13 protein-coding genes and 1 riboswitch are annotated in these 14,194 nt (G+C 70.7%); of the genes, 8 read left to right on the top strand and 5 right to left on the bottom strand.

Features of this window, described 5'->3' with window-relative positions; genetic code table 11:
• Positions 1 to 56: 56 nt before the first annotated feature.
• From OG584_RS04265 to OG584_RS04255, 3 genes are all read right to left on the bottom strand, one after another.
• On the bottom strand, positions 57 to 1,481 hold the full coding sequence (locus tag OG584_RS04265) for an alkaline phosphatase family protein (protein ID WP_405775116.1): 1,425 nt from the start codon (positions 1,479 to 1,481) through the stop codon (positions 57 to 59).
• Between the two features lie 279 nt (positions 1,482 to 1,760).
• A complete protein-coding gene (locus OG584_RS04260) occupies positions 1,761 to 2,534 on the bottom strand; it encodes a CbtA family protein (protein ID WP_405775114.1) in 774 nt (257 codons plus the stop codon).
• A gap of 27 nt (positions 2,535 to 2,561) precedes the next feature.
• The gene (locus OG584_RS04255) at positions 2,562 to 2,786 is read right to left on the bottom strand and encodes a CbtB-domain containing protein (RefSeq protein ID WP_405775112.1); all 225 of its coding nucleotides are present in this window, start codon (positions 2,784 to 2,786) and stop codon (positions 2,562 to 2,564) included.
• Between the two features lie 3 nt (positions 2,787 to 2,789).
• A riboswitch (adenosylcobalamin (AdoCbl) riboswitch) is annotated at positions 2,790 to 2,931 on the bottom strand.
• A gap of 135 nt (positions 2,932 to 3,066) precedes the next feature.
• On the opposite strand from OG584_RS04255, the gene OG584_RS04250 reads away from it, so the two are divergent.
• Together OG584_RS04250 and OG584_RS04245 are read left to right on the top strand one after the other, a co-directional pair.
• The gene (locus tag OG584_RS04250) at positions 3,067 to 3,636 is read left to right on the top strand and encodes a histidine phosphatase family protein (RefSeq protein ID WP_405775110.1); all 570 of its coding nucleotides are present in this window, start codon (positions 3,067 to 3,069) and stop codon (positions 3,634 to 3,636) included.
• A gap of 235 nt (positions 3,637 to 3,871) precedes the next feature.
• Entirely contained in the window at positions 3,872 to 4,495 is a 624-nt protein-coding gene (locus OG584_RS04245) for a histidine phosphatase family protein (protein WP_405775108.1), read from the top strand.
• Here the strand turns inward: OG584_RS04245 and OG584_RS04240 are convergent.
• Entirely contained in the window at positions 4,485 to 5,258 is a 774-nt protein-coding gene (locus OG584_RS04240; RefSeq protein WP_405775106.1) for a DUF2127 domain-containing protein, read from the bottom strand. The genes OG584_RS04245 and OG584_RS04240 overlap by 11 nt on opposite strands.
• A 338-nt stretch (positions 5,259 to 5,596) precedes the next feature.
• Here OG584_RS04240 and OG584_RS04235 point away from each other — a divergent pair, with 338 nt between their 5' ends.
• The 6 genes from OG584_RS04235 (at position 5,597) to OG584_RS04210 (ending at position 13,037) form a co-directional block, all read left to right on the top strand.
• Positions 5,597 to 8,230 carry an ATP-binding protein gene (locus OG584_RS04235; RefSeq protein WP_405775104.1) on the top strand — a complete coding sequence of 878 codons (2,634 nt, stop codon included), beginning with the start codon at positions 5,597 to 5,599 and terminating at the stop codon, positions 8,228 to 8,230.
• A gap of 259 nt (positions 8,231 to 8,489) precedes the next feature.
• Positions 8,490 to 10,076 carry an ATP-binding protein gene (locus tag OG584_RS04230; protein ID WP_405775102.1) on the top strand — a complete coding sequence of 529 codons (1,587 nt, stop codon included), beginning with the start codon at positions 8,490 to 8,492 and terminating at the stop codon, positions 10,074 to 10,076.
• Entirely contained in the window at positions 10,073 to 10,480 is a 408-nt protein-coding gene (locus OG584_RS04225) for a roadblock/LC7 domain-containing protein (RefSeq protein WP_405775100.1), read from the top strand. Before OG584_RS04230 ends, OG584_RS04225 begins: the two co-directional genes overlap by 4 nt.
• On the top strand, positions 10,477 to 10,851 hold the full coding sequence (locus OG584_RS04220) for a DUF742 domain-containing protein (protein WP_405775098.1): 375 nt from the start codon (positions 10,477 to 10,479) through the stop codon (positions 10,849 to 10,851). Before OG584_RS04225 ends, OG584_RS04220 begins: the two co-directional genes overlap by 4 nt.
• Complete coding sequence (locus OG584_RS04215) at positions 10,832 to 11,464, top strand: GTP-binding protein (RefSeq protein WP_405775096.1); 633 nt, start codon at positions 10,832 to 10,834, stop codon at positions 11,462 to 11,464. Before OG584_RS04220 ends, OG584_RS04215 begins: the two co-directional genes overlap by 20 nt.
• A 46-nt stretch (positions 11,465 to 11,510) precedes the next feature.
• Positions 11,511 to 13,037 (top strand): cytochrome P450, encoded by a 1,527-nt coding sequence (locus tag OG584_RS04210; protein WP_405775094.1) that lies wholly within the window; start codon positions 11,511 to 11,513, stop codon positions 13,035 to 13,037.
• On the opposite strand, the gene OG584_RS04205 is transcribed toward OG584_RS04210, so the two are convergent.
• Positions 13,031 to 13,996 carry a terpene synthase family protein gene (locus OG584_RS04205; protein ID WP_405775092.1) on the bottom strand — a complete coding sequence of 322 codons (966 nt, stop codon included), beginning with the start codon at positions 13,994 to 13,996 and terminating at the stop codon, positions 13,031 to 13,033. The two genes, OG584_RS04210 and OG584_RS04205, sit on opposite strands and share 7 nt — an antisense overlap.
• Between the last annotated feature and the right edge of the window lie 198 nt (positions 13,997 to 14,194).

Raw genomic sequence — 14,194 nt, 5'->3', positions numbered from 1 at the left:
GGCGTCGCAGCGGGCCCGGCAGGTCACAAGCGCACCGGACCCTGCCTGCCCCGGCACTACGTGCGCGGCCGGTGCCCCCGCTCCTGCCGCGGGAACGCCTGGTCGGCCCCCGGCAGCGTCGGCTTCGGCAGCGTGGCCACCTCCTCCTTCGCCTGTTCCAGCTGCTCGGCCGTGTCCTGCGGCAGGTGCGGCGGGCGGTGGTGGGTGTCGGAGAAGCGGAACGCCGACGTCAGATCGCCGAAGGTACGGCGGCGCCACTGGGTGATGTTGGGTTCCCGCACGCCCGTGAACCGCTCCAGGAACTGCAGCGCCGACGTGTGGTCGAACCGCTCGCCCGCGACCCAGCCGCCCACGGTCCAGGGCGACACGATGATCGCCGGGACCCGGAAACCGCCGCCGATCGGCAGACCCTGGACGAACTCGTCCGTCGTGCCCGCTTTCGGGGTGGAGGGCGCCACATGGTCGAACAGGCCGTCGTTCTCGTCGTAGTTGAGAATGAAGGCCGTCTTCGCCCATACCTTCGGATTGGACGCGATGGCCTCGATCTTCTGGGCCACGAAGTCGGCGCCCGCCGCCGGAAGATAGTCCGGGTGCTCGGACTGATAGCTCGTCGGCATGATCCATGAGACGGCCGGCAGCCGGTCGTTGCGGGCGTCGTCCTCGAACGTGCCCTCCGGCTGGGGGCGTACCCCGCGCTCGTACAGCTCGTCACCGGGCCTGGCGTTCTTGAAGGCCTCGAAGTTCTCCAGCATGTTGCAGCCGTAGTCGTCGTCCTGCTGGTAGACCTTCCAGCTGACGCCCGCCGCCTGGAGCCGCTCGGCGTAGGTCATCCAGCGGTACGGCGTGGGGGCCGTGTTGTTGAGGATCGGGCCGCCCTGGGTGCCGTTCGGGTCGATTGTGCCCGTCATCCAGTACAGCCGGTTCGGCCAGGTGGGCCCGAGCACCGAGCAGAAGTAGTTGTCGCAGATGGTGAAGGTCTCCGCCAGCGCGAACTGGAAGGGGATGTCCTCACGGGTGTAATAGCCCATGACATAGGGGCCGTTGAGCCCGTCGGCCTTGCGGTGGGCGGGGAGCCACTGGTCCATCCGGCCGCCGTTCCACGCCTCGTGCTGGACGGACCAGGCGTGACTGGTGGACGGGATGGCCTGGGCGCTCGACGTGTGCGTGTCCAGATGGAACGGCAGCAGGTAGCCCTTCGGGTTCACCGCGTCCGGCTGGTAGAAGACAGGCCTTCCGTTGTCCAGCTTCTGCGCGTGCGGATCGCTGAAGCCGCGCACACCGGACAGCGTGCCGAAGTAGTGGTCGAACGAGCGGTTCTCCTGCATCAGCATGACGACGTGTTCGATGTCGCGCAGCGATCCGTGGCGCGGCGGACCGGCCGCGACCGCCTTCTGCACACTGGGCGGCAGCAGCGACAGCGCCGCCGCGCCACCGGCAGCCGCCGCTGAGCCAAGGAGTCTGCGTCGCGTCAACTCGGCCATGAACGTCCCCTTCTCGAGCTCGGATCGGTCCTTGTTCAGGACCCTCCGGAACTCTCGCGGGAGGCCGGTGAGGAGCAGAGGAGCGTATCGGTGAACAGGCGGCCAATGAGTGGCAAGCAGTTGCCCAAGCCGTGGTCCGCGGCGGCGGGCGGATTCCGCCCGGAAGAGGTCCGGACGGACCAGATCCCGCCCGGATGTGATCCGGGCGGGATTCTGGGTCTGCGGTGCCGGAGAGGAGAAACGGCCCGCTCCGGTGATCAGCTGCCGTGAACCGTCACTTCACGCCCGGCCGGCCGGTGCGGTGGTGCGTGCCGCCGTGCCGGTCGTCTCACGTGCCGGAGCCGTCCGCGGCAGCAGGTGGCGCTCGGCGAGGTGACCGAAGAACAGCCCGAACGCGGTCCACAGCGTGAGCTGGATGGCGAGCGCCGAGAGCCGGAACTGCCAGAGCAGTGTGGCAGGGAAGTCCTTCGGGACCTCGTTGACGGCAGGCAGGAACGCGTAGGCGAGACCGACCACCACGAGGAACGCGGCTCCCGCCGAGATGGTCGCGTTCCAGTTGCCCAGCCGGGGCGCGAGCCGTTTGCCGAGGATCACCGCGGCGACGGCGAGCAGCACGCTGAGGACCATCATGAGGAAGTACAGGGTGGTGCGCTTGCCGATCGTGTCCGGATCGCCCACGGACGGCGGGTTGGCCGGGTACTTGAGGAACGGCACGACGTACACCGCGATCAGCGCGCTGACCGAGACCAGCGCGGCGGTCGCTCGCGGGCCGAACCGGCCGATACGCCCGAGCGCGAAGCAGAACGCGAGAGCGGCGATGCCGCCGACCGCGATCCCGAAGACGAGCACACCGGTGGCCAGACCGGCTGTCGACTGGAGCGAGCGGCTGACCACCTCCATCTCGTGCTCGTGGCTGTGCGCGTCCTCGAAGGCGATGGCCGAGTCCACCCGCGGTTCACCGAGCAGGTAGGCGACGACCAGGGCCAGCAGGCCGGCCACGAGACCGGCCAGCATGCCGCGGACGAGCAGGGCGCGTACGGATATGGAGTTCATGAGAGAGGTCCCCCTGGACGTCAGTGATCAGTGGCAGGGGAAGCCGAGGAGATGACGCCCGTCATGGACCCACTCGTGCACATCCGTGCCCGAGACGAGCGAAGTGGCACCCTGCTCGGCACCGACGAAGTACAGCAGGATGAGCATGAGGATCCCGAAGAAGACCGCCCAGGGGGCGATGGCCTTGAGGGAGATGGGGGCGATCGCCGGAGTGGCGGGAGTGCTGGGGGTGGGGGCAAGGGAGCTTGCCATGGCAGAACCTCCTGGGGAACACGCGTCCCGATCGTGGTACCTGAGACGAAGGTCCTGGGTCTGACTTCCCGCGGAGCGGGTTCACAGTGGCGCGACCGTGCCGGATTCCCACCGGACTTCCATCACACCTTCGTCATGTTCACGTGACCGTACCGCCTGGCGGGCGGGCTCCGCTACGGTGCCGGTCGGCCGGACGGTCCGTCACACCCCTTGCCCGCTGCCCGCGACCCCCGTGATGTGCTTGCCCCGCCGAGGCACAGGACAGCAGGAGGGACCGGCGATGACGGTACGAGTGATGTTGATCTCACCCGCCCGCAGCACCGCGCTGCGCGAGGTCCGCTTCGACGACGAGGGGCCGCTGGACGAGTCGGGCGCCCGCCGTGCGGCGCTCGCCGCGGACGCCGTGCCGGGTGCCGACCGCCAACTGGCCGCCCCCGACGCCCGGTGCCGTGAGACAGCTGCCGCGCTCGGTCTGCGGGCCCGGCCCGAACCTGCCCTGAGAGGCTGGGACTTGGGCCGCTGGCGAGGGAGGACTCTGGCGGAGCTGGCCGAGCGGGAACCGGAAGCGGTGGCCGAATGGCTGGCGGACCCCGCGGCCTCACCGCACGGCGGTGAGTCTCTGCGCGGGCTGCGCGAGCGGGCCGGCGGCTGGCTGGAGAGGCTGGCGGGCAGCGGCGGCCGGGTGGCCGCGGTCGCCGGCCCCGCCGTCGTGCGGGCGGCCGTACTGCACGCGCTGGCCCTGCCCGACGAGGCGTTCTGGCGGCTGGACGCGGCGCCGCTGACCCTGACCGAGCTGAGCGGCAGGGCCGGACGGTGGAACCTGCGCATCGGACGGCCGCTGGAGCCCTGACCCGGGATGCGGGCCCGCGGCAGGTGCGCTGCGCTTGAGGTGCGGTGCGCCCGGAGGCAGTGCGCCGGGAATCACACCCCGTGGGTTGCCTCCGCGGGAATCTTCGCTGGTCGTGACGGGCTGAAGCCTTTGTACAACATCAACACCGGCGTCGGGTCGCCGGCGGACAAGAGCGATATCAACAGCGAGACCGAAGAAGCCGTCGAGGCGGTGGACGCGAGAAGGCAGGGCGGTCATGGGAGAGCTGATTCTCGTACGGCACGGTGAGACCAGCTGGAGCCGCAGCGGGAAACACACCAGCTGGACGGATCTGCCGCTGACGGCGTTCGGTGAGGAGCAGGCTCGGGCCGTCGCCCCGCTGCTGGCCGAGCGGCGCATCGCGGTCACGCTGACCAGCACTCTGTCACGTGCTGTGCGGACCGCCGAGCTCGCCGGGCTGAGTCCCTCCCACACGGACGCCGACCTGCACGAATGGGACTACGGGGCGTATGAGGGCATCACCAGTGTGGAGATCCACCGGGACCGGCCCGACTGGGACCTGTGGACCGACGGAGTGGCCGAGGGCCCGCCCGAGCACCCCGGTGAGACCCCGCAGCAGGTCGGTGAGCGGGCCGACCGCCTGCTCAGCCGGGTCGACGTGGCGCTGCGCGACGCCGACCTCGACGGCGAGGGCGGGGACGTCGTCCTGGTCGGGCACGCGCACTTCCTGCGGGTGCTGACCGCGCGCCGCCTCGGGCTGCCGGCCTCCGGCGGAGCGCTCTTCCGTCTGGACACCGCGTCGGTGAGCCGGATCGGCACCGAACACGGCCGGCCAGCCCTCGCCGTGTGGAACCAGGTCCCCGGACCGGTCAACCGGTAGCGGCGGTCACCCCGGCCGTCGTCTCCACTTCCAGCAGCGAGGCACTCTGCCGTTCGGCCTCGAAGGCTGCGTGACCGCCCCGCAGGCCGAACAGGCGTTTGCCGAGCAGGATGTAGAGCACCGCGAGAATGTTGATCGCCAGGGTGGCGATCTTCAGCCAGCTGACCTTCTCGGTGAGCTCGTAGACCTCGAGGGGCAGGAACACGGCTGTGGCGACGACGGTCAGGTACTCGGCCCAGCGCTTCGCGCGCCACAGTCCGACGCCCTCGATGATCTCGATCAGCGCGTAGACGACCAGCAGCGCGGCCACCAGCACCAGCGTCGAGTGTTTGTAGCCGAAGGTCTTCTGGATGGTGCCGACCACCGGCGAGTGGTCGAGGTCGTAGTGGAAGTGGCGGAACACCGGACGCAGGACGTCCAGATTCTCGTCGAAGAGCCGGCGCACCGCGTCCTGGCTGTTGCTGAACTTCCATACGGCCACCGCCACCAGCACGATGAACACGCCGCGCACCGCACGCTCCACGGCGAGGAAGCGCAGGATGAACAGGTCGCGCAGTACCTTGCCGCGCGGCACCAGCGGCGCATCCCGCGCGGGACCCGCCGCGTGCGGGTCCCCGAGGGCGAAGTCGCCGCAGCGAAGGCAGCGCCAGGCCTCCCCGAACCCGGTCTCGGCGCGCAGGCGCGCCGCCAGCTCCGGTTCCTGAGGGGCGTAGGTCACATGCCCGCGCCGTGCGCAGGTACGCCGGTCCCAGTCGATCTTCATGCAGTCTTCCCCGTGATCATTGATTCCGTGTTCGTCGACACCGCCGCGGTGGCCGGCGGACCGGCCCCGGCGGACAGTAACAACGCATCGTAGGCGCCGGGGTGACAGGGCACCGACAGGGGAGAACTCCCAGCACCCGGCGAGAGTGCTCCGCGCGGGCTCCGGGGGGCCGCTCCGCCCGGCTGATCCGGCAAGGCAGGGGGCGTTCGGAAGATTACTGCCATCTCTGCCAGGGCATGGGGACTTCTGCTCACTCGTGAAGAGGTCCTTCCGGACCGCCCCGCAGCGCCGGCCTGCCGGGATATTCTCGAAATCCGTTTGCAGGCAGGGGAGGAACGATGGGGTCCCGGAAGGAAAGCCCGGTGGCCGTGCCGCTGCTGGAGCGGGAGAACGAGCTCGCGGCCGGTGCGCACGCCGTCGAGGCGCTGTGCGCGGGGGAGTCCGCCGGTGGCCTCCTCATCTACAGCGGCGAGGCCGGCCTGGGCAAGACGGCGCTGCTCGAAACCGTCAGCACGCAGGCGGCCGGGCGCTGCACGGTGTGGTCGGCCCGCGGTGGCGAGACACTCACATCCGTCCCCTTCCATGTCGTACGCCAACTCCTGCAGCCCGCACTGACGATGCCCGGGATCGGTGACGCCCGCGACCTGCTCGGTGACCGGTACGACATCGTCGGGCCCGCGCTGGGAGTCGCCCCGCCCAGCGCCCAGCAGGCCGACCCGCAGGGTGTCCGGGACGGCCTGGACGCGGTGGCCGTGCGGCTGGCCGAACTGTTCCGCCCGCTGGTGTTCATCGTGGACGACGCGCACTGGTGCGACCTGGAGACGCTCGCCTGGCTGGCCTCGTTCTCCCGGCGCGACGGCGGGCCCCCGGTGCTTCTGGTGATCGCCTACCGCACGGGTGAGGCGGTCGGGGACGCCGCCGAGTATCTGCGCACCCTGGAGGCCGCGGCCGAGAAGCACGTACTGCTGCGTGCGCTCACCCCCGATGCCATCGCCCAGCTGTCCCGCAGCGCGCTCGGGGAGCACGCCGACGACCCGTTCTGCCGCGAGGTCTGGGCGGTGACCGGCGGCAACGCCTACGAGACCGTGGAGCTGCTGGCCAGAGTGCGCGACGACGCGCTCGACCCGGTGGAGGACTCGGCGGGCGCCCTGCGGGCGCTGGGCGCGTCGGCCCGCGGTTCGGGGCTGATCGCCCGCCTTGAGGAACTGGGCACCGCCGCTACCCGCTTCGCCTGGGCGGCGGGGATCCTCGGTACGGGTATCTCACTCAACCTGGCCGCGCGGCTGGCGGGCATGAGCGAGGCCGAGGCCATGGACTGCGCCGAGCGGCTGAGGGCGGCCCGCATCCTGACCGGCACTGACCCGATGGAGTTCGTCCATCCGCTGATCGCGGGCGCCGTCTACCGTGCTGTCCCTTCGGCCACCCGTACCGCGATGCACGGCCAGGCGGCCTGGGCGGTCACGATGGCGGGCCGGGGCGCGGCGGCCGCCGCGCCGCATCTGCTGCAGGTCCACCCCGACGACGACCCCGAGCTGGTCGCCCAGCTGCGGGAGGCCGCGGCCGAACACCTCGCGGTGGGCGCGCCGGACGCGGCCCGGCGCTGCCTCGAGCGGGCGCTGGCCGAACCGCCGCTGCCGACCGTGCGCGCCAGCGTCCTGTACGAACTGGGCTGCGCCACGCTGCTGACATCGCCGGCCACCACGGTCGGCCATCTGCGGGCCGCACTCGCCCTGCCGGGCCTCGACGGCGCCCTGCGGGTGGACGCCGTCTTCCGGCTCGCCCAGGCGCTCACCCACAACAACCAGACCCGCGAGGCGGCCGAGGCGGTGGCAGCCGAGGCGGAGGTGACCGAGGCCGGCCCCGCCAGGCGACGGCTCCAGACCGCGCACTTCCTCTGGGAGGGAGTCCAGGTGGTCGAGGACGACGGGCCCGAACGCTCCCGCCGGCTCGCCGCGATGACCGACAGCCTGGGCGGCCAGGACAACTCCGAGCGGATCCTGCTCATACTGCGCGCGTTCGACGGTACGGCCCGCGGTGAGAGCGCGGAGGAGATCGTCGAGATCTGTGACCGGGCCCTGGTCAACGGCCGGCTGCCACCGGGCATCGGCTGGACCAGTACCTCCTGGGGGTTCGAGCCTGCCGCGCTGCTCGGCCTCTCGTACGCCTTCGCCGACCGGCTCGACCGGGCCGAGAGCCTCTTCATCGAGGCGCTCCGCTCCTTCGAGGTGTCCGGCTGGAGCGGCGGCCACCTCTCCTTCGCCAACGCCCTCGTCGGCTATCTGCAGCGCAGGCGCGGACGCCTGGCCGAGGCGGAGACCTATCTCCGCGAGAGTCTGCGCCTCGCTGAGCGGGTCGGCAACGGCCTCCCGATGAACTGGGACGCCGCCTGCATGCTCATCGACACGCTGCTGGCGCGCGGCCATGTGCCGGAGGCGGCCGAGGCCGCGGAACGCTACGGTTTCGCGCCGCCCTACCCCTCCGCCATCGTCATTCCCGACGCGCCGTCCGTGCGCGGCCGGCTGCTGCTGGCCTGCGGCCGCACGAAGGAGGCCGTCGCCGAACTGGAGGCCGCGGGAGAGGCGTTGCGCGTCCGCGGCCGGCACAACAGCGTCATGGCGCCCTGGGCGGGTGATCTGGTGCGCGCACTCGCCACCGAGGACCCGGCCCGCGCGGCCCAGCTGGTGACCTATGTCCGCGACCGCGCCGAGCGGTACGGGACGGATACGGCTATCGGCGAATCGCTGCGTATCGCGGCGGTCGTCGAGACGGGCGGCCGGGCGGTGGAGCTGCTCGGTGGGGCCGTCGCCTATCTCGAAGCGTCGCCATGCGCGTACGAACACGCCCAGGCCCGGGTCGAGTTCGGTATCGCCGCCCGTTCCGAGCCCGACCTCGTACGGGGGCTCGCTCTCGCCGAGTCCTGCGGCGCCGACGGGCTGGCCGACCGGGCCAGGAACGCCCTGCACCTGCGCTGAGGCCAACCTGCCCTCTTTGGGGGGTAGTTGGGACATACGTTCGGTCACTCCACGTGTGTGAACGGGAGCTGACTGTGTAAAACCGGCGAGTCTATTCCTCTGGAGTGGCCACCGCACGGGGTTGGCGGAATATGCCGCCGCGGTGATGTGATCCGGCTACGCTCGCTCATTGTGAGTTGAGATGACATGTATTCATGCCCTTGTTCCCACATGTCTTGATAGTTCGATTCTCCCCACCGTCAACTGCCAGAGGGATCACATGGTTCGCGTTGAGGCGCCTCCAACCGAGCGGACAGCGCCACTGGTTCGTGCGCTGCTGCTCTCCGTCATCACGACGTCGGCAGCCACGGCCGTCGGCGCGGTCGCGGTGGACCGGGCCGCCCGGATACCCGTTGTCTGGGCCGGCTCTCTGGCCACCGTCGTCATCGCCGTACTCGTCACCGCACTCGTCCGCCGCGCGTCAGGGACCCGCACGCTCCACCGGGCCTACGGGGAGCGGCTGGCATTCCTGGAACAGCGCCTGGCCGCACACGACGCGGAGACCGTGCGGCTCGCCAAGGAGCTGATGCCAGCGGCCATCCACCGGCTCAAGCACGGTGAGTCGCCGCTGGAGGTCATGCGGATCCTCGTGGACGACAACGAGATGTACCGCGACCTGCCTTCCGCGCAGCGCGAGATCCTCGCGGCGCTGCTGAAGATCGTCGACGACGAGGAGTCGCAGCGCGAGGGCGCGCAGTTCGCGTTCGTCGGAATCGCCCGCCGCGTCCAGGCCATCGTCCACCAGCAGGCCGCGGAGCTCCGGGAGATGGAGGAGGACCACGGCCGTCAGCCGGAGGTCTTCGACGATCTGCTCCGCCTCGACCACGGCAACGCGCTCATCGGGCGTCTCGCCGACAGCATCTCCGTACTCGGCGGTGCCCGGCCGGGACGCCAGTGGCCCAAGCCCGTACCGCTGTTCAGCGTGCTGCGCGGCGCGATGTCCCGCATCCTGGAGTACCCGCGGGTCGATCTGCACTCCATCGCCAAGGTCGCCATCGTGGGCCCCGCCGTCGAGCCGCTGATCCACGCCGTCGCGGAACTCCTCGACAACGCGACCCGGTACTCACCGCCGCAGACCCGCGTCCACGTCACCGCGGTCGAGGTGCAGACCGGGATCGCCATCGAGATCGAGGACGGCGGCGTCAGCCTCAGCGAGGAGGCCCGCAAGCGGGCCGAAGGCATGCTGATCAAGGCACAGGCGGGTGCCGACCTGAACCACCTGGGCGAGTCGCCCCGGCTGGGGATGGCAGTCGTCGGACGGCTCAGCCAGATGTACAACCTCAAGGTCGCACTGCGGCAGTCGGCCTACGGCGGCGTCCGGGCGGTGCTGATCGTGCCCCGCGAGATGATCACTACGGGGCCCGCCCCCGGGATCGCGCACGGAATCGGAGCCGCCGGACAGCCCCGTACCGGAGCGGACACCGACATCGGCGCGTTCGCCGACCGTGTCCCCTCCAGGGCGCCGCGCAAGGCCCCGGCACCGAAGCGGCCAGCCCCGGCCGCGCTGTCGATGGAGGACGACGTACCTGTGGTGACGGAGTGGACTCCGAACGGCCTGCCGCAGCGCCGCAGTCGCCTCCGTTCGTCCTTCGGCTCCGAGGAAGCGGCGCCGCTGGTACCGGCCCCGGCGCCGGAGCCCGACCCGTACATCCCACGGGCATCCGATGAGACGCAGCAACCGGAGAAGGAGGAGCCCCAGCCGGGAATCTGGCTGGAGGCCTTCACCAAGGCGGCCAACGGAGTGCCGCAGGAGCCGTCGGCCGTCGGAGAGTCCGGCGACACGCGGGACAAGGGGGACCTGGCGTGATTCAGCAACTTGGCAGCATGGACTGGATGCTCAAGGAGCTGGCCGACGGTGTCCCCGGTATCCAGCAGATCGTGGTGCTCTCCGCCGACGGACTGCGGATCGCCCGGCACGGCGGAGACCCGGACGGCGCCGACCGCCTCGCTGCGGCCTGCGCCGGGCTCCAGAGCCTGGCCGCCGCCGTCGCCACCGAGATCCCGGGGAGCGACGGCAGAATGCGGCTCGTCGTCATCGAGATCACCGGCGGCTTCTTCTATCTGATGGCCGCGGGCACCGGCTCCTACCTCGCAGTCCTCACCGACGAACGGGTCGAAGCCGGCCTGGTAGGAGCGCAGATGCGCGACATGGTCGTCCGCATCGGCGCCCATCTGGCCAGCCCGCCGCGGCACGACGGGAAGGCCGGATGACCTCGCCGCCCCGCAGAGAACGCCGGAAGGCCGACCGGGATTCGGGGGACCCGGAACGGCTCTACGTGATCACCGGCGGACCCGACGGGGCCGAGCGGGCGGAGCTCGACCTGGTCACCATCGTGGTGTCCAGGGCCGAGCCCTCCCCGACCGTCCAGCCGGAACAGGCCGCGATCGTGCGACTGTGCAAGTCGCCGTTGTCCGTGGCCGAGATCTCCGCCTATCTGCGCCTGCCGTTCAGCGTGGTGACCGCGCTGCTGACCGATCTCCTCGCGGCCGAACTGGTCGAGTCGCGCGCGCCCATCGTCCGCGCCGCGCTGCCGGACAGGGCCCTTCTCGAAGCGGTGATGCATGGACTCCAGAAGCTCTGACACGATCGCAGGCCCCAGGAGGGAAGACGTACTGCCCGACACGGCCACGGCCGCGGTCAAGATCGTGATCGTGGGCGGTTTCGGGGTCGGCAAGACGACGATGGTGCGTTCGGTGAGCGAGATCCGCCCGCTGACCACCGAGGAGACGATGACCCAGGCCGGGGTCGGAGTCGACGACAACTCCGGTGTGGAGAGCAAGACCGCCACCACCGTGGCGATGGACTTCGGCCGGATCAGCATCAGTGAACAACTCGTGCTCTACCTCTTCGGCACGCCCGGCCAGGAGCGCTTCTGGTTCCTGTGGAACGGCCTCTTCGAGGGCGCGCTCGGCGCCGTCGTACTCGTCGACACCCGCCGCCTCGAAGTCAGTTTCGACGTGATCGGCAGGCTGGAGGAGCGCGGCGTCCCCTTCATCGTCGCCATCAACACCTTCCCCGACGCGCCCCGGCACCGCCTGGAGGCGCTGCGGGCCGCGCTGGACCTGCCCGACGAGGTGCCGATCGTGGACTGTGACGCGCGGCAGCGCGCCTCCAGCCGCGACACCCTGATGGCCCTCATGCGCTATCTGCACGCCCTCGCCATGCGACGCGCCCAGCAGCCGTCCGGCCTGTGACCCCGCAAGCCCAGGCCGTCCCCCGTCCGTACGTATTGGAGTGACCGTGACAACCCCCTTCGACCATCAGCCCGGCACCGGCGCGGCAGTCCCGCCCCCGCAGTGCCCGGCCCACGGGCTCGGACCCGGCGGGCTGCGCCGGCTGTACGGGACCGAGGCCGAGCAGGACCCGATGGGCCTCTACGAGAAGCTGCGCGCGGAACACGGCCCGGTGGCGCCCGTACTGCTGCACGGCGACGCCCCCGCCTGGCTGGTCCTCGGCCACAGCGAGAACCTGTACATGACCCGTACGCCCTCGCTCTTCTCGCGCGACTCGCGCCGCTGGCGGTCCCTGCAGGACGGTACGGTGCGCCCCGACCACCCGCTGGCGCCGGTCTTCACCTGGCAGCCGCTCTGTGTCTTCGCCGACGGCGCCGAGCACGAGCGGCTGCGGGGCGCCGTGACCGACGCGATGTCGCACATCGACACCCGCAGCACCCGACGCTTCATCAACCGCTACAGCAACCGGCTGGTCAACGACTTCTGCCAGGACGGCAAGGCCGACCTCGTCGGCAGGTTCGCCGAGCATCTGCCGATGATGGTCATGTGCCAGATCCTGGGCATGCCCGAGGAGTACAGCGAACGGCTCGTCCAGGCCGCCCGCGACATGATCAAGGGCACCGAGACCGCCATCGTGAGCAACGCCTATGTGATGGCCGCGCTCAACCGCCTGGTGGCGCAGCGCAGATCCGCGCCCAAGGAGGACTTCGCGAGCCGCCTCATCGCGCACCCCGCAGGGCTCACCGACGACGAGGTGGGCCAGCACCTGCGGCTCGTACTCATCGCCGCCTACGAGACCACCGCGAACCTGATCGCCAACGTGCTGCGCATGGTGCTCACCGACCCGCGCTTCAGGGCCCAGCTCAGCGGCGGCCATATGACGGTTCCGGAGGCGGTCGAGCAGACCCTGTGGGACGAACCGCCGTTCACCACGATCTTCGGCCGCTGGGCTGTCGGTGACACGGAGCTGGGAGGACAGCAGATCAGGTCGGGTGACGCCCTGGTCGTCGGGATCGCCGCGGCCAACATCGACCCGGTCGTCCGCCCCGATCCGAACGCGTCCATGCAGGGCAACCGGGCCCACCTCGCCTTCAGCGGCGGCGCGCACGAGTGCCCCGGGCAGGACATCGGACGGGCCATCGCCGATGTCGGCGTCGACGCGCTGCTGATGCGGCTGCCCGATGTCGAGCTGGCCATCGCGGAGCACGAACTGAGCTGGACCGGGTCCCTGATGTCCCGTCACCTGGACCGGCTGCCCGTGACGTTCGCGCCGCGCCCGCCGCAGGACATCATGGTGGCACCGTCCCCCGCTGCGATGCCTCCGCCGCGCACCGACTGGGAGGTCACCTCGCACGCGCCGGCAGCGCCGCCCGCGCCCCAGCCCGCGCCCCCCGCGTACGCTCCGCCCCCTCAGGCGCCTTCCGGGCACGCGGTGCCGGGACAGGCGGCGCCCGCCGCAGCGGTACCCGCGCAACGTGGTTCGGCGCCGAAGCGGCTGTGGCGGTCGCTGACGAGTTGGTGGCGCGGCTACTGAGCGCCGTCCGCCTGGTCCCACCACCAGGAGATGGAGGCCAGCGGAAGCGGGTCCTGGTCCACCACGGCCGGGAGCCGCTTCCACCAGCCGTCCGGCCCGGTGGAGGGGGCGCCCGGCACGGTGTACCGGGGGCAGACCGATGCCCAGTCCAGGTGGCCCCGGACGAACTGGCCCAGCCCGTCCACGTACTGCCGCAGTTGCGGGCCTGCCTCGCGCAGCGCCCGCTCGCGCAGCCGCATGAAGAGCACCATCACGCGGTCGCGCATGATCACGGCTTCCTGCTGGGCCTGGAGCGCGTCGATGCCGTACTCCTGGGCCAGGACGTCGATCAGGTTCAGATCGTCGTCGGCCCGCAGGATCTCCTTGTTCCGGGAGTAGAGGTCGTTGTCCCAGCTGACCAGCGTCCAGGCGATCTCGGTGAGCGCGCGTATCCGCGGGTCGTCGAGTTCGTCGTCGGTGAGGGTCAGCCCGGCGGTGATTTCGATCATCGTGGTGGACGGGGCCATTCCTATGGCCCGCATCCAGAGGGTGACGTAGTCGTCGAGCGAGGGGAGGCCGGGGCTGGTGCGCCAGGACGCCTCCCATACGAGTCCGGAGGTGTAGACCCGCATGGCCTCGGTCCAGCGGCGCAGCTGGACGGGTGTCGCGTGCAGGGCGAGGTCGAGCCGGATGGACCGCAGCGCTGCGGTGCGCGCCGACTCGCCGGGGGCGGGCGCGGCGTGCGGGGCCTCGATGGCGCGCATGATGCGACCGGTCTCCTGGGCGAGGAGCCCGGCGGTCGCGTAGGACTCGTCGCACAGTCCGTCGTCCAGCGAGAACAGCACGGCGTGCAGCCTGGCCATCAGGGTGAGTGGCGCGATCCGGCCGTACGGCATGGTCGACGCTGTCAGTCCGCCGAAGTCGCAGAGGGTGAGACGGCGCCGCTGGTGTTCGTCGGTGTCGAGGTCCTGCTGCAGCATCCAGCGTACGGTCGCCTCATTGAGCGAGGCCGCCGCCGGGTGTTTGCCTGGAGGCACCGGGCAGTAGAAAGGTGCTGCTGGAAGCTGCTGAACCAACCGTTGTTGTGGGGCGATGGTCATGATCAGCCTCCAAGTGCGGAATGCCTGACGGTGCGCTGGAGCGTATGCGCCCACGCCCGATCGTTGTTCACCATACAA

The organism is Streptomyces sp. NBC_00859 (assembly GCF_045161865.1).
GTDB lineage: Bacteria > Actinomycetota > Actinomycetes > Streptomycetales > Streptomycetaceae > Streptomyces.
Note: the sequence above shows the minus strand (reverse complement) of the source record. Positions and strands in the feature narration are given on the sequence as shown.

Excerpts from the sequence above, each read along its gene's own strand:
- OG584_RS04265 (WP_405775116.1), bottom strand. The coding sequence starts at position 1,481 with ATGGCCGAGTTGACGCGACGCAGACTCCTTGGCTCAGCGGCGGCTGCC.
- OG584_RS04260 (WP_405775114.1), bottom strand. The coding sequence starts at position 2,534 with ATGAACTCCATATCCGTACGCGCCCTGCTCGTCCGCGGCATGCTGGCC.
- OG584_RS04255 (WP_405775112.1), bottom strand. The coding sequence starts at position 2,786 with ATGGCAAGCTCCCTTGCCCCCACCCCCAGCACTCCCGCCACTCCGGCG.
- OG584_RS04250 (WP_405775110.1), top strand. The coding sequence starts at position 3,067 with ATGACGGTACGAGTGATGTTGATCTCACCCGCCCGCAGCACCGCGCTG.
- OG584_RS04245 (WP_405775108.1), top strand. The coding sequence starts at position 3,872 with ATGGGAGAGCTGATTCTCGTACGGCACGGTGAGACCAGCTGGAGCCGC.
- OG584_RS04240 (WP_405775106.1), bottom strand. The coding sequence starts at position 5,258 with ATGAAGATCGACTGGGACCGGCGTACCTGCGCACGGCGCGGGCATGTG.
- OG584_RS04235 (WP_405775104.1), top strand. The coding sequence starts at position 5,597 with ATGGGGTCCCGGAAGGAAAGCCCGGTGGCCGTGCCGCTGCTGGAGCGG.
- OG584_RS04230 (WP_405775102.1), top strand. The coding sequence starts at position 8,490 with ATGGTTCGCGTTGAGGCGCCTCCAACCGAGCGGACAGCGCCACTGGTT.
- OG584_RS04220 (WP_405775098.1), top strand. The coding sequence starts at position 10,477 with ATGACCTCGCCGCCCCGCAGAGAACGCCGGAAGGCCGACCGGGATTCG.
- OG584_RS04215 (WP_405775096.1), top strand. The coding sequence starts at position 10,832 with ATGGACTCCAGAAGCTCTGACACGATCGCAGGCCCCAGGAGGGAAGAC.
- OG584_RS04205 (WP_405775092.1), bottom strand. The coding sequence starts at position 13,996 with ATGCTGCAGCAGGACCTCGACACCGACGAACACCAGCGGCGCCGTCTC.